General features: G+C 46.7%; 15 protein-coding genes, 5 tRNA genes and 1 other annotated feature. Of the genes, 1 reads left to right on the top strand and 19 read right to left on the bottom strand.

Annotation, left to right across the window (positions count from 1 at the left end):
• Nucleotides 1–60: 60 nt before the first annotated feature.
• The 5 genes from QZV31_RS03205 to QZV31_RS03185 form a co-directional block, all read right to left on the bottom strand.
• A complete protein-coding gene (locus QZV31_RS03205) occupies nt 61–2,148 on the bottom strand; it encodes a polysaccharide deacetylase family protein (RefSeq protein ID WP_295358005.1) in 2,088 nt (695 codons plus the stop codon).
• Between the two features lie 43 nt (nt 2,149–2,191).
• Entirely contained in the window at nt 2,192–3,109 is a 918-nt protein-coding gene (locus tag QZV31_RS03200) for a polysaccharide deacetylase family protein (protein ID WP_295358002.1), read from the bottom strand.
• A gap of 2 nt (nt 3,110–3,111) precedes the next feature.
• On the bottom strand, nt 3,112–4,428 hold the full coding sequence (locus tag QZV31_RS03195; RefSeq protein WP_295358000.1) for a nucleotide sugar dehydrogenase: 1,317 nt from the start codon (nt 4,426–4,428) through the stop codon (nt 3,112–3,114).
• Between the two features lie 100 nt (nt 4,429–4,528).
• Nucleotides 4,529–5,821: a hypothetical protein gene (locus QZV31_RS03190; protein WP_295357997.1), complete on the bottom strand. Its 1,293-nt coding sequence runs from the start codon at nt 5,819–5,821 to the stop codon at nt 4,529–4,531.
• Between the two features lie 359 nt (nt 5,822–6,180).
• A complete protein-coding gene (locus QZV31_RS03185) occupies nt 6,181–7,182 on the bottom strand; it encodes a GGDEF domain-containing protein (protein WP_295357994.1) in 1,002 nt (333 codons plus the stop codon).
• Nucleotides 7,183–7,531: 349 nt separating this feature from the next.
• Between QZV31_RS03185 and QZV31_RS03180 the strand changes: the two genes are divergently transcribed.
• Nucleotides 7,532–8,434, top strand: coding sequence for a LysR family transcriptional regulator (locus tag QZV31_RS03180; RefSeq protein WP_295357992.1), 903 nt, complete (start codon nt 7,532–7,534; stop codon nt 8,432–8,434).
• Nucleotides 8,435–8,797: 363 nt separating this feature from the next.
• On the opposite strand, the gene rpoC is transcribed toward QZV31_RS03180, so the two are convergent.
• The 14 genes from rpoC to QZV31_RS03110 all read right to left on the bottom strand — a co-directional run bounded on the left by rpoC (nt 8,798) and on the right by QZV31_RS03110 (nt 21,161).
• Nucleotides 8,798–12,820 carry a DNA-directed RNA polymerase subunit beta' gene (gene rpoC, locus QZV31_RS03175; protein ID WP_295357989.1) on the bottom strand — a complete coding sequence of 1,341 codons (4,023 nt, stop codon included), beginning with the start codon at nt 12,818–12,820 and terminating at the stop codon, nt 8,798–8,800.
• An 18-nt stretch (nt 12,821–12,838) separates the two neighbouring features.
• A complete protein-coding gene (locus QZV31_RS03170) occupies nt 12,839–16,603 on the bottom strand; it encodes a DNA-directed RNA polymerase subunit beta (protein WP_295357986.1) in 3,765 nt (1,254 codons plus the stop codon).
• A gap of 431 nt (nt 16,604–17,034) precedes the next feature.
• Nucleotides 17,035–17,409: a 50S ribosomal protein L7/L12 gene (rplL, locus tag QZV31_RS03165; RefSeq protein WP_366508679.1), complete on the bottom strand. Its 375-nt coding sequence runs from the start codon at nt 17,407–17,409 to the stop codon at nt 17,035–17,037.
• Nucleotides 17,410–17,466: 57 nt separating this feature from the next.
• Complete coding sequence (rplJ, locus tag QZV31_RS03160) at nt 17,467–17,997, bottom strand: 50S ribosomal protein L10 (protein ID WP_295357983.1); 531 nt, start codon at nt 17,995–17,997, stop codon at nt 17,467–17,469.
• Between the two features lie 38 nt (nt 17,998–18,035).
• Nucleotides 18,036–18,183, bottom strand: a sequence feature (ribosomal protein L10 leader region).
• Nucleotides 18,184–18,201: 18 nt separating this feature from the next.
• Nucleotides 18,202–18,906 (bottom strand): 50S ribosomal protein L1, encoded by a 705-nt coding sequence (rplA, locus tag QZV31_RS03155; protein WP_093729273.1) that lies wholly within the window; start codon nt 18,904–18,906, stop codon nt 18,202–18,204.
• Between the two features lie 57 nt (nt 18,907–18,963).
• Nucleotides 18,964–19,389 carry a 50S ribosomal protein L11 gene (gene rplK, locus QZV31_RS03150; RefSeq protein WP_093729274.1) on the bottom strand — a complete coding sequence of 142 codons (426 nt, stop codon included), beginning with the start codon at nt 19,387–19,389 and terminating at the stop codon, nt 18,964–18,966.
• Nucleotides 19,390–19,407: 18 nt separating this feature from the next.
• The gene (gene nusG, locus QZV31_RS03145; protein ID WP_295357980.1) at nt 19,408–20,016 is read right to left on the bottom strand and encodes a transcription termination/antitermination protein NusG; all 609 of its coding nucleotides are present in this window, start codon (nt 20,014–20,016) and stop codon (nt 19,408–19,410) included.
• 39 nt (nt 20,017–20,055) lie between these two features.
• On the bottom strand, nt 20,056–20,280 hold the full coding sequence (gene secE / locus QZV31_RS03140; protein WP_295357978.1) for a preprotein translocase subunit SecE: 225 nt from the start codon (nt 20,278–20,280) through the stop codon (nt 20,056–20,058).
• 41 nt (nt 20,281–20,321) lie between these two features.
• On the bottom strand, nt 20,322–20,471 hold the full coding sequence (gene rpmG / locus QZV31_RS03135) for a 50S ribosomal protein L33 (protein WP_093729277.1): 150 nt from the start codon (nt 20,469–20,471) through the stop codon (nt 20,322–20,324).
• A 256-nt stretch (nt 20,472–20,727) separates the two neighbouring features.
• Nucleotides 20,728–20,804: transfer RNA gene (locus tag QZV31_RS03130), tRNA-Met, on the bottom strand.
• Nucleotides 20,805–20,810: 6 nt separating this feature from the next.
• Nucleotides 20,811–20,886 (bottom strand) — tRNA-Thr (locus QZV31_RS03125).
• A 16-nt stretch (nt 20,887–20,902) separates the two neighbouring features.
• Nucleotides 20,903–20,978 (bottom strand) — tRNA-Met (locus tag QZV31_RS03120).
• A 10-nt stretch (nt 20,979–20,988) separates the two neighbouring features.
• Nucleotides 20,989–21,073 (bottom strand) — tRNA-Tyr (locus QZV31_RS03115).
• Between the two features lie 12 nt (nt 21,074–21,085).
• Nucleotides 21,086–21,161: transfer RNA gene (locus tag QZV31_RS03110), tRNA-Thr, on the bottom strand.
• Nucleotides 21,162–21,203: the final 42 nt, after the last annotated feature.

Below are 21,203 nucleotides of genomic sequence, written 5' to 3'. Positions count from 1 at the left end.
TATCTTCAACAGTTTTTTCTTTTTCCGATTGGTTTCTAAACAGAAAATCAAATAACAAGGTTACCACCACGAAATTCTTCTTTTAGTCCGGGCCATTTCCTTCGGCGTCTTTGCCTGGGAATAGTTTTCATTCAAGTAGTCAGATAACAGCCCGACCTTAAACTTAGTCGGATCGTTATCCGCTTTCTTCTCATTAGCCGTTAAAATCAAATCCACCGCATGGGCAGTATATTTTGCTGCCGCCGTCATGTGCATAACAAAAATTGCGCCTTTCCTTACCCTGTCACGGTAGTACAACCCATCCCGGATAGTCTTAATTTCCGCTTCAAGACTTTTTGCGGCAAAATCATCCGTACTGGTGCTTCCGTTAATGATAAATTCAAAGCCATTTTCAAAAATCGCTCTGGCTCCCATAGCGCTGACCGCTAACGTAGGAGGGCGCATAAATTTAGTCAAAACCGGCCTTCCGTCGCTCCTCTGCATATCTCCGATTACGCTTTCCAAAACCTTATACGAAGTGTTCAGATCGTTATAATATTCTTCATAGCTCATCATCGGCCACATTTTGCCGTCTTTATCCTTTACAACCATGGGTACATGCATGTTTGTATGGCTTGCAATATCATGTCCTTCTTCTGCGATGGCCCGCAACAGGTTAGGATTACCAGCCACATTGTTGGTCAATATAAAAAACGTCGCAGGGACTTTATGCTTTCTGAGTACGTATAATATAGGATTTACAGAGGAATCGTGCGCCCAGTCATCAAACGTCAGAAAGACTACATTATCCTCTGTTTTTACTGTCCCCGTCATATCCAGTTTTGCGAAATCGCCATCAGAAAAGCCCAGCGTCCTGTTCCTTGCACTGATAGATTCTTCGCCGAAGTAACGTTTGCTTAATTCCTCCACTAACTGCTCATGCGTGGCTTCCGGCGAAATAACAGGCTTTCTTTTGACTTCGGCTAAATACGCATTATCCGGTACCGGATAAGTCCACAGTTTATCTTTGAGCGCTAATACTTCGCCTACTGATTTAATATGATAGGCGGAATTGTTTTGCTCCGTAATGCCGGAAACATCATCAAAAGAGTTGTATGCAATATTGTCAATTTTTTTGCGTTTCAGATAAAGCATTAACTCCGCCGCCAGTTCCGGTTTATCATAAAAATCCATACGGATATTTACAATCCAGCCCCGGCCCAGAGAATAAATAGCCGGCCCCAAAATCTCCGGTAGTATCTGTTCCGGCGTCTGATACTCTTTATGACGGTTCTGCACCGCATTAATGCTGGTACCAATCAGACGGCAGCCAAAAGAAGATACAGCCTCTTTGGTATCATCCCGGACAACTCCCGAAAACTGTTTCATTAAATTTGTTTCAATTCCATATCCCTGCTTAAGCAAATACTTTATCCTCAAAATTTCGGCGCAGATATCTTCATAGCCTTCTTCCGGCCTGGGATAAATACAAATGCCAATCTCCTGTCCGCGTGCGACAATTTCTTTTATTACATCAGCATGTCGGCGAAGTTCTCTTTCCGTAACGAAAAACGTGCCCTTTCCCTGAATCTGGTCAAGCGCAGACAGCACCGCCTCCACCGACTTTTTATTGGCCATCCCCGTAAAGGTAAACATAATGGAAGGATCCGTGGTATATATCATTTTTTCTTCAGACGCCAGCCTCCCGTTATTTTGTTCCTGCAACGCTTTGATATATTCCAAAGTATACCCTTTTGGCAGTTTTATTTTCTTTTTCTTTGCAACAGGCAATCTTTCAGTCAGCTTCGGGGCTTTTTCTCCTTTGTTCAAAGAAGGCTCGGTCTGCTCTACAGTTTTTTCCGCCTGCTGCTGTTTGTCTGCAATGGTTTCTGTTACATTCCGTTCTCCCGCAGTATTCGTTTGCAGAGTAGCTGCAGCGTTTTCATTTACCGGCGCATTATCTGTATACCGTTCCATTATAGACTGCAACGCCGAAGCAAAGCTTTCATTCTCTTCCTCTGTTGCCGCCAGGGAATTTTCCAGGTTAGCCTGTCTATAAACATTCGCCGCAAAACAACTTGCCCCGCTTCCTATATCAGTAAAAACAGATATTGGTAAAACAGTCAGCAATGTACTGATGATAATGCTTTGTCTAAAAAAAGTGCCCATCCTTAATTTCTCCACTTTTCATTGGGTATTATCCTGAAAACACTCACGGTTTCCGACTGGATTTATTAATTTCTGTCAATGCATTAACCGTTACAGTCTGGTAACCTTTTGCCTGTAGCAAACCGCACAGTTTTTTTATAATCAAAACGGCAGGAATGTCTTTGACTTCAATTGGATTCTTTATTTCAATAGTAGGTTGCTTGTCAATCGCCGGCGCATCGGGTCCTTTTTTCCGGGTGTACTGGACTGGCACCGGCTTTCCCATTTGCAACGACACAATCATGCCCGGTTGGATTTTTCCGACAAACTGCTCCATTGCCTCCTCGTCCCCTAACTCGCTTATGGTAGCAGAAACATCGCTTTGTACTGCGTTTTCCAAACCGCAGGCTTTAGCTATTAGTAGCAGTTCATCTGTAAACTGGGTATCCGGTAATTTAAACAACTTAGGTTCGCTGCCGGTTATCAGTTTTACTATCTTCTGAGTACGGCAAAACTGTTCTAATACCACTTCCGGTTTTAACTGTTCCGCTTTACTGATTCCAACAAAACTGTAATTTCCAATTAACTGTTCTTCCTGTATCAACTTTTGGATAACAGCTGATTCTTTTGCCGCATTGACGCCCTCTACAAAAAATGTAGCATGCCAGCCGTAATCCGTAATAATCTTAAGGATTGCTTCCATATTTCCCCGGCTGTCCATTCCGTCAAACGTCAGCGCGATAAAATTACCTTCCACATTTTCTTTCCCATGTATAATACCTGCAGGGTTTTTGACGATGGTCAACACTTTAGAAGCTTTCGCAATTTCGTTGGATGCGTCGAACTCTTCATTCATCTCTGTAAAATTTTCATAGCTGGCAATCTGTTTGGGATGGAACAGATCTGAAATAGCATAAAAATATATCATTCCCAACGCAATGAGTATTGCAAAAATGAACATTAAATGTTTTTTCAAATGCATGGTTATAAACTCCAGTATAAGAACCCGGCATCCAGCAACTCTTTCTTATCAAAAATGCATTTTACATCCGCCAGTACTTTTACGTCTACTTCCCTTTTGTATTTGGAAGCAAGCGAAGCTGCATCAAACTTTTTGAATGCATCGTGGGCCACCACGAAGACAAGCGCATCGGCATCTTTCACTTCATCCATGTTTACCATTAATTTTTCATATTGTTCCGGCAATCCCATCAAATCCGCGCAGGGATCCACCAGCTTTACATCAATACCGTAAGACAACAGGTTTTTACAAACATCCAGCGCCTTGGAGTTTCGCACATCAGGACAGTTTTCCTTAAAGGTGATGCCATACAGGTATACGCGGGCGTTCTTCACTTTAAGATCCGCCTGGATCATGTTGCGTACCACAGAACGGGCCACATAACGCGCCATCACATTGTTGATGCGACGCCCTGCCCGGATAATTTCCGAGGTGTAGCCGGCGCGCTGGGCTTCATACAGGAAATAATAGGGATCCACGCCGATGCAGTGACCGCCCACAAGGCCGGGCCGGAAACCCAACGCGTTCCATTTCGTGTCCATGGCGTTGATGACCTGGTGGGTATCGATTCCCATCTGGCTGAAAGCAAGGGACAGTTCGTTCATAAAAGCAATATTAATATCGCGTTGTGCATTCTCCACCAATTTGGCCGCTTCCGCCACTTTGATGGACTCTGCCTGATACACTCCTGCCTTAATGATAAGACTGTATATTTCTGCTACGTTTTTCAGCGTTTCTTCATCCATGCCCGACACAATCTTGCAAATATTGAATACCCTGTGTTCCTTATCCCCCGGATTGATCCGTTCCGGCGAATAGGCTACTTTAAACTCTTTCCCGCATACCAGCCCGGATTCCCGTTCGAGAATGGGAGCACAAATGTTTTCTGTTACCCCGGGATACACCGTGGACTCATAGCATACAATCGTGTCCCTGCTGATATTTTTGCCTACCAGTTCACTGGCGCCGGTTACCGGGCTTAAATCCGGCATATTGTCTTCCGTTACCGGGGTAGGTACTGCTACGATGACAAACGCAGCGTCTTTTAACTCTGCAGGATTATCCGTAAAACGTAGGGTCGTGTTTTTTACCGCTTTATCTCCAGCTTCTTTCGTCGGATCGATTCCCTTCCTGTAAAGAGCCAGTTTTTCTTTGTTGATATCAAATCCTATCGTGGGAACTTGTTTTGCAAACTCCAGTGCCAGAGGCAAACCTACATACCCTAACCCCACTACTGCAACTTTTTTATTCTGCTTTCGAATTGTTTCCAATGTTTTCATCAGGATCACTCTTTTTCTTTATAGTTTTAAAACTTTCTGTATATCTACTTTCTCACTACAATTCGTTCCGCAAGTTGCGCTATTGAAAGCAAGCTGTTTATCAGAAATAATAGGTCACATCGGTCCACCAGGTATTCGCCTTGTCCTTGGTTGTTAATTCCCGCAACATATAGTATTCCATGTTAAATACTACATTCGGAAATATCGTTCTCTGATAAAATACAGCCGGTCCCTGAAATCCTCCTCTCATATACCCCGCAAGACCCGACATAGTATGTGCCATATAGGTGCCTCTTGGCTGGTAATAGTATTTAAACTGCAGCATTTGCGTCTTCGGTTTCCAAATACGGACTTTTCCAAAGGATGCAGTAGCAACAAACCCATGTTGTCTGCCATCTTTATCCTTTAAATCCGAGCCAAGATACATCAGACCGAGCCAATTGTCTCTAGATATTTTATAATCATAAAACGCATGCCATATGGTTCTCTTTTCGTTATCCCAATCATCTTTCGTAAAATGGTGAATCCCCCCACCATACCAAGCAGGTTCCGAAAGCAATTTTGCGTTCGCGCTAAATATCTTTCCGTGCGCTTTTGTCCTTCCTGCCGTGAGTTCATAATTAACGGGACTGCCAAAATTTGCCGTGACCCCCGTAACGGTAGAATCAAATATATTGCCTTCGCCCAACATATAACCGTACCACCCGGCCGTCCACAATACATCCCCAGTAAGACCGCGGACGTAAAACCGCCAGTTTTCAAGCCAGTCATCTTTCCCATGCTGACTTAAAAAATGCTTGTTAGCTTCCAGCATACCAAACGCATGCCAGTTATCATTGATGCGCGCTTCCAGAAAGACCCGTGCGCGCAACCGGCTGTCATTCCAGTCCCATCTCTTATTACCTGAATTCCGTTGGTAGTTGTATCGTATCTCTCCGTGTATTGCGAATTTTCTTCTTTCGTTAACTTTTGCTTCACCAGCCTCTGATGATGGAGAAAGATCTTTCATGAGATGTTCCTGATTCATACCCAGATTCTTTAGATCCAGCGTCAATGCTTCTTTAAGATATAAAGTGTCTGCATACCCGGTCAAGTTTTCTTTATCTTCTCTGGCCACCATCCCGTTTTCATCCATCCTGATCCGTTTCATGGCCTGCAACGTCAGAAGCGACATTTCATGTCTGTCGAAATTAGCATCCCGCACATTGCGGCAACCGGCCGGCAATCTCACAATTCCCTGATCTACAAGCCTTTGCATAGCCGTATAAACTTCCCTCGGCATCATCTGCATATTTGTATTCTGTCGATCCGTCTTGACCGCTGCCAATGAATTAATGTGTATGCCGCACAGCATGGTAAGTAATAGGAAGGACACAATCGCTTTTTTATCCATACCGGTACACCTCTGTTTAAATTCGAAATACAACCCAAAATTCCGCAATGGTAAGGCTTTGCGGACTATCGATTTTTCATATACAATTTACTTTATTTTGTATAAATTGTGAACAATTTTAAAAAATGCTATTATTTGTTATTTTACCACTAAAGGGTCATTTTCTCAAGGTTTTTAATGAAAAAGACCGGACACACGACACTTCTAATTATCCCTCATTGCTTGAACCGCACATGGATGTAAAAAGACCTGGATTATTTTGCAAACATGTATGATTACTGAACTTGTCCCTTCCGTAACGTATATGCGCTTGATTTATTTGTTGAACATGAGATTTTCCGATTCTTCCAAGCTGTCCGTCACGATAACCCTTTCAGCTTTTTCTTGTTTTCATACATGCGTGCATCGGCCCGTTTGAAAACCTCCTCCACGCTTTGGTCGCTATTAAATTTCGACATACCGCAGGCGATCACTACCCTGCCGTCTTCTCTGTTCGTGACATTGATTGCCACAAGTTTTTCCACCAAGCTGTCGATATTCTCGTAATCAACGCCCTGGGATATGATGACAAATTCATCGCCGCCCAAGCGGAACACCGGACTGTGTTTAAACACTTCGCAGACGATCCGGCAGGCCTCCCGGATATACAGGTCGCCAGCTTGATGTCCCTGCTCGTCGTTCACTTTTTTCAGCTCGTTTATATCGCAGACGCTGACGGCGAACGCTATGGGTTCATTTGTGCCGATCTGCCTGTCAAGCCGGGCTACTGCATCAACATAGGCGTACCGATTCTTAATCCCGGTAAGAGCATCTATAACAGCCCTGTTTTCGGCTTCCGCCAGATGGTGCGCATATTTCTGTTCCAGTTTGACGCGGGCATCAATGTTGCTGACACCTACAATCAGCCGCGGCCCCTCCTGTTCTTTCACCAGGACTGCTTTCAGTCTCACATAGGTGGGCGCGCCTGCAATCATGAGCCTGTACGTCATCTCAAAGATTCCATTCTGCTCAATCTCAGCCATCACTTTTTCTTTGGTGAACATTGTGATAACAAAGTTTTGGTCTGCCTGATAAATTGCGCGGCAGCATTCCGCGCGGGCCGTTTCAAAGAAATCTTTCCCCTCCCTGGTAAGCCCCAGCCCTTCGAAATCCCGGGTAGCGTTATATCCCACAAAGTTATCCGTAACCGGATCTACAGCGTAAATGACGATAAAATCCCCGGCCAGGGCCATCATGCGTGCAAAGATAATCTGTTCTTCCCGGACGCCTTCTGCTCCCTTTACGGAAGCCCTTCCTTTTTTGGCTTTCCGGCTTTTGGCAGCTTCTTCCTGAGTATCATGCGCACTCCTTTCCCAAGTCATTCTGATCCCCCCACTTTAAAAAAAATATGAATACTAATTTCACCAAACAATTATCCTGTTTCTTTGGATGAACGGAATCCTCCTCTAACTCTTTACATTTCCTTCCATCCTGTCATCTTCTCGCATAGTAATCCGTATTCATAATAATTGCATATTAAAACAGTGGGAATATTAAAACTTCCAACCATGTAATTAGACAGATTAACATGTCGGAAAAACTTACATCTTCTAAAATAGAAAAAACATATTATATCTTTATTAGAGCATGATATAATAATATGCATTAATTTTCGACTGTTTTAATGAATTATTTTCAGATGTAACCAGTATTAGTAGAGGTTTATCCACAATGTTAAAATATCAGATGTTCGAGAAATTAAAGCAAATCGCTCAAAGCGGCAGTATAGCAAAAGCATCAGACGTCCTGTTTATATCCCATTCCGCCCTGGTGCAGCAGGTCAAAGCCGCGGAAAAAACGCTGGGCTTCTCCGTCTTTGTAAGAACCTCAAAGGGCGTCCGACTGACCCCGACGGGGAAAGTGTTTCTGGAAGAAGGAAACTCTATTCTTAAGAATTACGAAACGCTTCACCGGAAATGCCAGGACTTGGCCGGACATAAATCGCCGACCGTCACCATAGGCACGTTGCCAGGCTTAAAGGCCAACCTGTTAACTGTCCTTTGCAAGAAATTCAAGGAAATTCATCCGAATGTTAACCTCGTTTTCAAATCAGTAGCTTTTCAGGATTATTTAGCGGCGTTCTTGGACGGCGAGTTTGACATTGCCTGTAATTTTATGTTGAACTTTGCCCATAACCGTCTTAACAAACCCAGCCTTGATATTATTCCATGCAAACCCTACAGATTCAGCATTTGCGTTTTCAAAACGAATCCGTTAGCCAGCCTGACAACTGTTACTTTTGCCGATTTGCGCGGCAAGAAATTGATGATGCACGCCCGGGGCGTCTCCAAAGCCGACGACCTGTTGCGCGATTACCTGGAGACACACGAACCGTTAATAGAGATTTTGGACTTTCCCTACTACGGTCATGAGCTCATCTTAAAAGCCGCACTGGAAAACGCCGTATTGTTAGCCATCAGGGAATTTGCTTTTGACAGTCCGTCTGTCGTCTACATTCCTACCGATTGGGATTTCCCCTTTGAGCGGGGTATTATCTACCGTAAAAAGTGCAGCCCGGAGGTTCAAGATTTCATCGATATGGCCAGACAGATCATTGCGGAAAAAGATTTATAATGTGTGTGATAAATAAAACAAAAAACGCCTGCACCCTGTCAGAGGTACAAGCGTAAGTTTCATGGCGTCGTACTTTACGACGCCATATTTAGTTTCTGAAGCTGTGCGCCGTTGAACCAGAAATTTTTAGGAAACAGGCTAAATGAATAATCATGTTCTCTGTTTTTCACAAAATCGCGACGGACACCCTTGCTTTCGGCTATGTGCTTGGCACGACTAACTCCCACTTAGGACTTTCACCTTTAAGACTGCGCCCATGCCGGGCGCACCTAAAAAATAACCATGACGCTTTTACACGCCATGGTCATTGTATAGAAATCCAGTTTTACTTTGTCCGCTTTTACTTTATTTGTATCTGTTCTCTCATTTCACCGGATTTTCATCTGTGCCGGCATCATTCAGGTATTTCACTTTGATGTCGCGATAGCGGCTCATGCCGGTACCGGCCGGAATCAGCTTACCAATAATAACATTTTCCTTCAGTCCCAGCAGCGGATCAACCTTGCCCTTAATGGCTGCGTCGGTCAAAACGCGTGTCGTTTCCTGGAAGGATGCCGCAGACAGGAACGAATCGGTAGCCAGAGAAGCTTTGGTGATACCCAGCAAAATCGGTTTTCCTTTTGCCGGTTCCTTACCCTCGGCCACAGCAGCAGCGTTCTGTTCGTTATACTCACCAACGTCAATATATTCGCCCGGCAGCATGGAAGTATCTCCGGCATCATCAATACGGATCTTCCGCATCATCTGACGCACCATAACTTCGATGTGCTTATCGTTAATGCCTACGCCCTGAGATTTATAAACGCTGAGCACCTGCTGCACAATATACCGCTGTGTAGCCTGGGGTCCCAGAATCCGCAGAATATCGTGGGGGTTCAGGGAACCTTCAGTCAGACGGCTGCCAATTTCCACAGTATCGCCTTCCTCAACGGAAAGCTTGGCGCCGTACGGAATGATGTAGGTCTGCTCCACCACTTCATCTTCAGGACTCCCTGTAATGATGACCTTGCGCTGTTTCTGGCCAGCTTCCTCCACAATGTGGACCGTTCCCGCATTTTCTGCCAGAATACCGGGATGCTTGGGCTTGCGGGCTTCAAACAGTTCCTCAACACGGGGCAGACCCTGGGTAATATCGTCCGCACCGGCAACGCCGCCCGTATGGAAGGTACGCATGGTCAGCTGGGTACCCGGTTCACCGATAGCCTGCGCGGCAATGGTGCCGACAGCTTCGCCCACGTCAACATTATGGTCTGTTGCCAGGTTACGGCCGTAGCATTTGCGGCATACACCGAATTTGGATTTACAGGTCAGTACCGTACGGATCTTGACTTTATCGCGCATCACGGCAATCTGATCTGCCATATCTTCCGTAATATAATCATTGATGTGGAACAGCACATTGCCTTCCGCATCTTTGATATCTTCCGCCAGCGTCCGGCCGATGATACGGTCATGCAGTGATTCGATTTCCGTTCCGTTTTCGGTGATGGCTTCAATTTCAATTCCGTCAATTTCATTGTTCCTGACAGAAATCTCGCTCACGGTTCTATCCTGCAGAATCCGGTCAATCTCTTCTTCCGTTAATGTAGCGCCAGCACCGACAAGCACTTCACCGCTGCCGTTGACAATATCTTCGGACACTTCTTTATTGGCATAGTGATGCATCAGCATCTCTTTAATTTTGCTATTTGCAAAATCTTCAGGTATGTTGATTGCAACTTCTTCCCGTGCGTCTTCGCTGCCATCGCCATTCGGAGCATAGATACTGATGGAAGTAACATTCGCATCCATCAGGCGATTATATACATCATTGGTAATAATCGTATCAGATTCCGCAATCGGCGCACCGGTCGCTTCGTTGATGATGGTTGCAGCGAGCATGCGGCCCAGCACTTTGGCACGAATCTTCTTCGCGCTGGCGCCAAGCTCTGCCTTACACAGACGGTTCCGCTCCTTCACCAGGTTGCAGGTATGGATATCGCAGTCGTCTTCCCGTACGATAACGTCCTGCGCCACATCGACCAGACGACGGGTCAGATAACCGGAGTCCGCCGTACGCAGTGCGGTATCAGCCAAACCTTTACGGGCGCCGTGGCTGGAGATAAAGTATTCCAAAATGGTCAGGCCTTCACGGAAGTTAGACTTTACAGGACGGTCAATGATACGACCGGAAGGATCCGCCATCAGGCCGCGCATACCGGCCAGCTGTTTGATCTGGTCAATACTGCCGCGGGCGCCGGAATCTGCCATCATGGCAATCGGGTTGAACTTATCCGCCGTGTTGGCTTCTTTCAACAGGTCCGCCACATCATCCGTCGCTTTATTCCAAATATCTACAACTTTCTTATAACGTTCGTCATCGGTCATCAGGCCGCGGCGGTACATTGCCTCCGTCCGGTCAACCTGCTTTTCCGAATTCTGGATAATCTCCTGCTTGCCCTGTGGTACATGGATATCGGACACCGCAATGGAAATGCCGGAATTGCAGGCATTGTCGTAACCCATTTTCTTTACGATATCCAGTACGTTGGCGGTACCCAGGTTCCCATAGAGCTTATGAGCCTTGGCAACCAGTTTGCCCAGTTCCTTTTTAGTGATCAGCTGACCCAGATGCCAGAACTCTTCACCGGTTTCTTCGTCTTTGCGTTTACTGAAGAAGCGCAGTTCTTTCGGCAGTTCTTCATTGTAAATCGCATTACCGATCGTCGTTTCAACCAGGCTCATGCCCTCATTTTTCGGCTCATCCACAATATCTTCGTTGGGAATCAGGATCCAGATCTTTGCCTGCAGATCCAGATATTTATGATAGTAAGCCATCAGGGCTTCGTGGAGACTGCTGTAACGGTTGCCTTCGCCTTTGGCGCCGGGCCGTTCAATCGTCATGTAATAGGCGCCCAGAACCATATCCTGCGTAGGCACAGCTACAGGCTTGCCATCCTTCGGAGCCAGAATATTGTTCACGGACATCATCATCAGGCGGGCTTCTGCCTGCGCCTCAACAGACAGCGGCAAATGAACTGCCATCTGGTCACCGTCAAAGTCGGCGTTATAAGCCGTACATACCAGCGGATGCAGTGTGATGGCACGACCTTCGGTCAGAACAGGCTCAAATGCCTGAATACCCAGACGGTGCAGCGTCGGTGCACGGTTCAGCAGCACCGGATGTTCTTTGATAACCTCTTCCAATACATCCCAGACTTCCGGAGTTGCCCGTTCCACCATGCGTTTTGCCGCACGGATATTCAGATTAGAATCATTATCCTGCAACCGTTTCATAACGAAAGGTTTGAAAAGTTCCAATGCCATTTCTTTCGGCAGACCGCACTGATGCATCTTCATTTCGGGGCCTACCACGATTACAGAACGGCCGGAATAGTCGACGCGTTTACCCAGCAGGTTCTGACGGAAACGTCCCTGCTTGCCTTTCAGCATATCGGACAGGGATTTCAGAGGCCGGTTGCCGGGTCCCACAATGGGACGGCCGCGGCGGCCGTTATCGATCAGGGCGTCTACGGCTTCCTGCAGCATACGTTTTTCATTACGTACAATGATGTCAGGCGCATGCAATTCCAGTAACCGTTTCAACCGGTTGTTACGGTTAATGACACGGCGATACAGGTCATTCAAATCACTGGTGGCAAAACGTCCGCCATCAAGCTGAACCATAGGACGCAGGTCCGGCGGGATGACAGGAACCACATCCAAAATCATCCAGGACGGCTTATTGCCGGATTTTTCGAATGCTTCCGCAACTTCCAGACGGCGTACAACACGTACTTTCTTCTGGCCGGTCGCCTCTTTCAGTTCTTCCCGAAGTTCAGCAACCAAAGCGGGAACATCTATTTCTTCCAACAGCTCTTTGACAGCAGAGGCTCCCATCTCCGCACGGAATGCATCTCCGTACTTCGCACGGTTGCTCATGTATTCTGCTTCCGTTAAAAGCTGTTTTTTCTGTAACGGCGTATCACCCGGATCCAGTACAATGTAGTTTACGAAATACAGCACACGTTCCAGACTGCGGGGAGATACATCCAAAATCAGGCCCATACGGCTGGGAATCCCCTTAAAATACCAGATGTGGGATACCGGCGCCGCCAATTCAATATGTCCCATCCTGTCGCGGCGAACCTTGGAACGGGTCACTTCAACGCCGCACTTGTCGCAGACGATTCCCTTGTAGCGGATCCGCTTATATTTTCCGCAATGACACTCCCAGTCTTTGATGGGGCCAAAGATTCTTTCGCAGAACAATCCGTCCGTTTCAGGCTTCAGTGTTCTGTAATTAATGGTTTCAGGCTTTTTTACTTCCCCATACGACCATGACCGGATCAGTTCCGGAGAAGCCAGCCCAATGCGCATGGAATTAAAATTGTTAACGTCTAACAAGAACCCCTCGCTCCCTTCTTAATTAAACTCATCAGCAGAACTGGACAGTTCTTCCATCGTTGTTTCGCTTAAATTGCCTAAATCGGCAATGCTGTCATCTTCCTGCTCGGTACCATTATACTGCTCGTCTTCATTATAGGCTTCAGAATCTCTTGGACCGTCCGGAACTACAACCGGGGCATCCCCCTGCAGTTCAGCCAGGGTTTCCGGAGAAACTTCCACAGCCTCTTCTTCTTCATCCTGCAGAGAAATATCTTCCCCGTCTTCGTCCAGCACACGGATATCCAGTCCGATGCTCTGCAGTTCTTTTACCAGCACCTTGAACGATTCGGGAACACCGGGTTCCGGAATATTTTCCCCTTTGACGATGGATTCATAGGTCTTGACACGCCCAACCACATCGTCAGATTTTACAGTCAGGATTTCCTGCAGTGTATACGCCGCGCCATAAGCTTCCAGCGCCCAGACTTCCATTTCGCCGAAACGCTGTCCGCCGAACTGGGCCTTGCCGCCCAACGGCTGCTGGGTAACCAGAGAGTACGGGCCGGTAGAACGGGCATGGATTTTGTCGTCTACCAGATGATGCAGTTTCAACATATAAACGCAGCCCACGGTTACGGGGTTGGCAAAAGGTTCGCCGGTACGGCCGTCATACAGGATCGTTTTTCCCATAGGACTTACACCGGACAACTTCACCATGTTCTGCAGATCTTCTTCATTCGCGCTGTCGAATACAGGAACCGCCATCTTAACCGCGCTCAGTTTTTCATTGCCGGCGTATCCGATATCTGTCAGTTTGGGCATGCCATACGCGGCACGGTCATAGCCGGTTTTTTCCAGCTGCTCCCCAATGCCTTCTTCATCCCGCTGGATTTTCATGCCTAACGCCAGCGCAGCCCAACCTAAATGTGTCTCCAGGATCTGGCCGATATTCATACGGGAAGGAACGCCTAAGGGGTTCAGAACGATCTGGACCGGTTCGCCATTAGGCAGGAACGGCATATCTTCCCTGGGTAAAATGCGGGATACGACACCCTTGTTGCCATGACGTCCGGACATTTTATCGCCGGCACGGATCTTACGCTTCTGCGCAATATGGATACGGACCTGCTCATTCACTCCCGGAGGCAGCTCGTCACCGTTTTCACGGGTAAACACTTTGACACTGACGATAATACCGGTTTCACCGTGGGGCACGCGCAGCGAACTGTCCCGTTCCTCACGGGCCTTTTCGTTAAATACGGCACGTACAAGACGTTCTTCCGCAGACAGCTCGGTTTCACCCTTCGGTGTAACTTTTCCTACAAGGATATCACCGGGGCGTACTTCCGCACCGATCCGGATGATACCGCGCTCATCCAGGTCTTTGCGCGCCGCTTCCGAAACGTTGGGGATGTCCCGGGTGATTTGTTCCGGTCCCAGCTTGGTGTCGCGGGAATCACAGTTATATTCTTCAATATGAATTGATGTATAGGTATCGTCCCGTACCAGGTCTTCGGAAAGCAGGATTGCGTCTTCGTAGTTATACCCTTCCCAGGGCATATAGGCAACGATAACGTTATGACCCAACGCCAGTTCGCCCTTGTCAGTAGCAGGACCGTCTGCCAGTACCTGGCCAGCCTTTACATGATCGCCTTTGAAAACAATCGGTTTCTGATTTACACAGGTACTCTGGTTGGAGCGTTTGAACTTCAGCACTTCATAATGATCAATATCGCCGTTCTCCGTACGAACCTGGATTTCGTCGCCGGTTACCCGGATGACTTCGCCGGCATGCTTTGCCAGTATACAGTTACCGGAGTCAGTAGCCACTTTATATTCCATACCGGTACCCACAACCGGAGCCTGCGGCGCCAGCAGAGGTACCGCCTGACGCTGCATGTTGGCGCCCATGAGCGCACGGTTGGCATCATCGTGCTCCAGGAATGGAATCAGGGCCGTTGCGATAGATACAACCTGCTTCGGCGATACGTCCATATAATCCGCCCGTTCCGGGGGGATGCTTAAAACGTCGTTCTTACGGCGGGCCGTAACACGTTCGCCCAGGAAATAACCTTCGTCATCCAACGGTTCGTTGGCCTGTGCAACGATATATTTATCTTCCTCGTCAGCGGTCAGATATTCAATTTCATTAGTAACACGTTTATGCGCCTTATCAACTTTGCGGTACGGTGTTTCAATAAAACCAAACTGGTTAATAACCGCAAAGGTAGAAAGAGAACCGATCAGGCCGATGTTAGGACCTTCAGGCGTCTCAATGGGGCACATACGTCCGTAGTGGGAGTTATGTACGTCACGGACTTCATAACCGGCCCGTTCACGGGACAGGCCGCCGGGTCCCAATGCAGAGAGACGGCGTTTATGCGTCAGCTCTGCCAGCGGATTGTTCTGATCCATGAACTGGGACAGCTGGCTGCTGCCAAAGAATTCCTTAATCGCCGCCACCACCGGACGGATATTGATCAGCGCCTGCGGAGTGACAACATCCACGTCCTGGATGGTCATGCGTTCTTTTACCACACGTTCCATACGGGCCAGGCCGATACGGAACTGGTTCTGCAGAAGTTCGCCTACGCAGCGGACACGACGGTTGCCCAGATGGTCGATATCATCTTTTTCACCATGTCCGTCCATTACATTCAACAAATAACCAAAAGAAGCAAAGATATCTTCTTTGGTAATGGTGCGGAGGGTTTCAGGAATTCCGGAAGTAAAGACGATACGCAGTACTTTCCCGCTTAATTCTCTGATTTTCAGCTGGTAAAGTCCGTATTCTTTATAAACTTGGCTTTCTTCCACTTTATCCAGCATCTCGTCAGTCATCATGGTTCCTTCCGGAATGATGATTTCGCCGGTTTCCTTGTCAACCAGCGGTTCTGCCAGGACACAATCCTGAAGCCGGTTTCTCCAGCCCAGTTTTTTATTCAGCTTATAACGACCCACATAAGCCAGGTCGTAACGTTTACTGTCAAAGAAAGTCTGTTCAATCAGTTGCTTGGCATTTTCAAACGCCGGCGGTTCACCGGGACGAAGCTTTTTATACAGCTCGATCATCGCTTCTTCGCAATTGGTCGTACTGTCTTTTTCCAGTGTTGCCTTCACAGCTTCAATAATTTCGGTCCCGTCTTCCGTATGGTTCTCGATTTGGGTATCGCCAAAGAATTCCAGGATTTCTTCATTGGTTTCCATACCCATAGCCCGAAGCAGCACAGTGACCGGCACCTTACGTGTCCTGTCCACACGCGCATAGATTACATGGTTCAAATCCGTTTCGAATTCAATCCACGCACCGCGATTCGGGATAACCGTTGTTCCATATAAGAAGATTGCGCTGGGGTCCATTATTTTATCATAATAAACCCCGGGAGAGCGGACGAGCTGGCTGACAATGACACGTTCTGCCCCATTGATAACGAAAGTACCCGTAGGGGTCATAAGCGGGAAGTCGCCCATAAACACACGGGATTCTTTGATTTCCCCCGTATCTTTATACAACAACAGAACGTTGACATTCAACGGCGCAGAATAAGAAGCATCCCGTTCCTTGCACTCCTCAATGGTATATTTTGGCTCGCCGATTTCAAAGCTTTGGAAAGAAAGCTCCAGATTTCCGTTAAAGTCCTTAATCGGAGAGATGTCACGGAAAATCTCATTCAATCCATCGCTCATGAACCACTCATAGGATTTCCTTTGCAGGTCAATCAAATGAGGCATTGGCAAAACTTCTTTGATTTTGCCAAAGCTATACCGGGTCCTGTCACCTGTCTGAACCGGTTTAAACATGTAGGTCTTCACTCCTTGTTATATAAGTCAGGCAATACAAAACTATGCACGTTGCCCAAAGTCAAAAAAAACAAGGTTCTTACCGCAAGATCACCCTGTTATTCAAATCAGACGAACGTACTTCATCCCAACGATATGGCAGCCGATGTGAACCACTACACTATCTGGCCGTTGTAGTCAAGCCTGCATTTTGGTCACAAACACAAAAAGCATAATTGTGGTAAATAATGATACCACAACTGTCAACAATTTGTCAACTCCCCTTTTAATATTTTTTTTGCAACTATGAATAATAACATAAATTATGCGAGGCGTTTTGCCTGCCCGTTATCCTGGCATTCAGCAATCCAACCCCGAATCCGAAATATCCGGTAACACAATACAAAAAGACCGGCTCCTTTCGGAACCGGTCCTGATGACGCGCAGTTAAATTATTTTACTTCAACAGTAGCGCCGGCAGCTTCCAGTTTTGCTTTGGCTTCATCAGCGTCAGCTTTGGAAACTTTTTCTTTAACAGCTTTCGGAGCGCCGTCAACCAGAGCTTTAGCTTCTTTCAGGCCCAGGCCGGTGATTTCGCGAACCGCTTTGATAACGTTGATCTTGCCCTGACCAGCATCTTTCAGGATTACGTCGAATTCGGTCTGTTCTTCTTCAGCGGCAGCAGCAGCCGGAGCAGCGCCAGCAGCAGCAACAGCTACCGGAGCAACAGCGGATACGCCAAATTTTTCTTCCAGAGCCTTAACCAGTTCGGCCAGCTCTAATACGGTCATTTTCTCAATAGCTTCAATAATCTGATCTTTATTCATTATAATTTCCTCCATATCAATTTAATAATTTAATTTTTTTATTTCTTCAACCATGCATTATGCAGATTGCTTTTCTTTTTGTTCGCGTACTGCATCCAATGCATACACGATCTTGGCGACGGTTCCGTTGAGTGTACGAACCAGGCCGGAAATAGGAGCGTTCAGGCTGCCCAGCATTTTGGCAACCAGCACTTCTTTCGGCGGCAGTGCTGCAACGGCCTTAACTTCATCAACAGTAATCACTTTGCCTTCTACAACACCGGCTTTCAGCTGCATCTTTTTATGATCTTTAACAAAATCACACATTACCTTGCAGGCTGCTACCGCGTCCTGTGAAGAAGAACAAATTGCAGTGTTTTTCTCCAATACGGGAGCCAGGTCATCCAGGCCGTATTCTTTTGCTGCCAGAGCAATTAAAGTGTTTTTGTAAACGGTATAGGAAGCGCCGGCTTCGCGAACCTTGCGCCGCAGTTCCGTATCTTCCGCAACAGTCAGACCGCTGAAGTCAACCAGTACGGCTCCTTTAGCTTCTGCAAACAGCTTTTTAATCTCAGCTAACTGGACCTGTTTCTCTGCTTTTGTTTTCAATGAGTTGCACCTCCTTCTTTCAGATTTTGACTTACGTTTTATAAATCAAAAAGACCTCTCGGCCGAAGCAGCCGGAGGTCGTGAAAGATTTGCCTGTCTATCTTTAACGTCTCCAGCCTCGGCAGGCGTGCGAATCTGCACTTGCGCTTACGCACCTGCTGTCTGTGGCCCGATTATCTTCTGATTTAAAAATTGTGTCCCGGATTATTTTGCACTGTCTGCTTTGAGGACATCAATCTTGATGCCAGGTCCCATCGTAGTAGATAAGGTAACAGATTTAATGTACTGACCTTTTGCTCCGGACGGTTTTACCTTAATCAAAGTAGTAACTAATGCAATATAGTTATCCAGAAGAGCTTCTTCCGAGAAGGAAGACTTACCAATCATCGCCTGCACATTACCGGCTTTGTCTGCACGGTATTCAACTTTACCGGCTTTGATTTCATTAAGAGCCTTGGTGATGTCCATGGTAACGGTACCAACCTTCGGGTTCGGCATTAAGCCCTTCGGGCCTAACAGCTTACCAAGGCGGCCAACCTTACCCATCATGTTCGGGGTCGCTACGCAGACTTCAAAGTCGAACCAGCCGCCCTGAATTTTTGCCACCAGGTCATCTCCGCCAACATAATCCGCACCGGCAGCTTTTGCTTCCTCGGCCTTTGCGCCTTCCGCAAATACCAGGACCTTTTTGGATTTACCGGTTCCATGAGGCAGCACCATTGCGCCGCGAACCTGCTGGTCAGCATACTTCGGGTTAATGCCCAGACGGAAAGATGCTTCCACGGAGCTGTCAAATTTGGTAACTACAGTCTTCTTTACCAGTTCAACTGCTTCTTTCGGCGAATACAGTTTGGTTTCGTCAATCAGTTTTAACGCATCAACATACTTTTTGCCATGTTTCTTTGCCATTATAAATTCCTCCTTGTGGTCCGAACGGCTTACGCCTCCCACTCATTAAACTGACAATCAGTCAGTAATTACAATGCCCATGCTGCGGGCAGTGCCTTCGATCATACGGGTTGCTGCTTCCACATCAGCTGCATTCAGATCTGCCATCTTGCTTTCCGCAATTTCGCGGGCTTTAGCGCGGGGCAGTGTAGCAACTTTCTTCTTATTAGGTTCACCGGAAGCTTTTTCCAGACCGGCAGCCTTTTTCAGCAACACTGCTGCAGGCGGGGTCTTGGTAATGAACGTAAAGGAACGATCTTCATACACCGTAATCTCAACAGGGATAATCAAACCGGCCTGCTGTGCGGTACGGGCATTGAAGTCCTTTACAAAAGCCATAATGTTAACGCCAGCCTGGCCCAGTGCAGGACCAACCGGAGGTGCCGGAGTAGCTTTACCGCCAGGAACCTGTAACTTTACAACCTTAGCAACTTTCTTTGCCATGTTTCTTACACCTCCTTATCATTCAATTTCTTCCACTTGGGTATAATCAATATCAACAGGAGTTTCGCGCCCAAACATGTCCACAAGGACCTTCAGTTTACCGCGTTCTCTGTCAATTGCCGAAACAACGCCTTCAAAGCTGGCAAACGGGCCTGTCTTTAAGCGGACTCTCTGTTGTAATTGCAAATTAATCTGAGGCTTCGCCTTCGGCTGGGAATCAGAATCTTCCTCTTCCTGCAGCCCCTGACCATTGATGCTGCCGGTCATAATCCGTTTGACTTCTTCATCCGACAATGGAACCGGCTGCTTATTGTCAGGACCCACAAACCCTGTTACGCCGGGAGTATTTCTGACGACATACCAGGTGCGGTCATCAATAATCATCTCAACCAGCACATAACCCGGAAAAACCTTACGGGTTACGATCCGCTTGGTACCATTTTCATCAGCTACGACTTCATTCTCCATCGGAATCATGATATGGAAGATCCTGTCGCTCATCCCCAGAGAATGAACCTTACGTTCCAGATTTGCGCTGACCTTATTCTCATAACCGGAATAAGTATGGATGACATACCAATGCCGTTTTCCTTTTTCCAGCGTTTCAGCATTTTTGTTTTCGTCCATTTTTTCAGCGGGAGTAAACTCCCTTCCTCCTTGTACCTCTTACCGTAAGATGGATCTGATCAGAACAGAGAAGAACGTATCGGCTACCCAGATACAAACTGCTACCAATACTACCGCAATCAATACTACAATAGTATTCATGAACAGTTCCTCTTTTGTTGGCCATGTAACTTTCTGCAGCTCTGCCTTTGATTCTTTTATGAATCCCGTAACCTTTCCCACCGTACTTATTTCATTGGTTGAAGTAGTTTCCGGAACGGTCATTATTTCACATCCTTGCTATCCAGACACCGCCAAATCAAGAATTATTTGGTTTCTTTATGAGTTGTATGCTTTTTGCAGAACTTGCAATACTTTTTAATCTCGATACGGTCGGGATCATTCTTTTTGTTTTTGTTGGTCTGATAATTTCTCTGTTTGCATTCCGTGCAGGCCAAAGTAATTAACGTACGCATTCTTGCCACCTCTTTCCAACTATAAAAATACAGCAAACTAAATTGTCACTGAATGATAATACCACAGTTACCTTTTTCTGTCAATAAATTTACAGATTTTAAAAATAAATAATACAGAATCAGTCAATTTTCTGATTCTGTACCTAACCCATACACATAGTAAATACTCTTTTAAAAGCTGCCTTTACTATTTTTTCTTTCCTCTAACAATTAAAAAGCTCACACAAGATTACCTGTATGAGCCTCTTTTCTGTTTTGGTGGCGGCACACGGATTTGAACCGCGGACACAGCGGGTATGAACCGCTTGCTCTAGCCAACTGAGCTATGCCGCCATATAATGGAGCTGATGACCAGGATTGAACTGGTGACCTCATCCTTACCAAGGATGCGCTCTACCATCTGAGCTACATCAGCATCATTAACAATAATATGGTTGCGGGGGCCGGATTTGAACCAGCGACCTTCGGGTTATGAGCCCGACGAGCTACCAACTGCTCCACCCCGCGATAAAATAAATGGTGGAGAGGGTTGGATTCGAACCAACGAAGCGAAACGCGGCAGATTTACAGTCTGCTCCCTTTAGCCACTCGGGAACCTCTCCATTAAAATCTTCTGGAGCTGACAATAGGAATCGAACCTACAACCTACGGTTTACAAAACCGTTGCTCTGCCAGTTGAGCTATGTCAGCATGATTTCAGTGACAGTAAGTATAATACATGAAATGGAAGAG

The sequence above is a fragment of the uncultured Succiniclasticum sp. genome, from assembly GCF_902793885.1.
Taxonomy (GTDB): Bacteria; Bacillota; Negativicutes; order Acidaminococcales; family Acidaminococcaceae; genus Succiniclasticum.
This window is presented reverse-complemented; position numbering and strand designations above follow the sequence as displayed.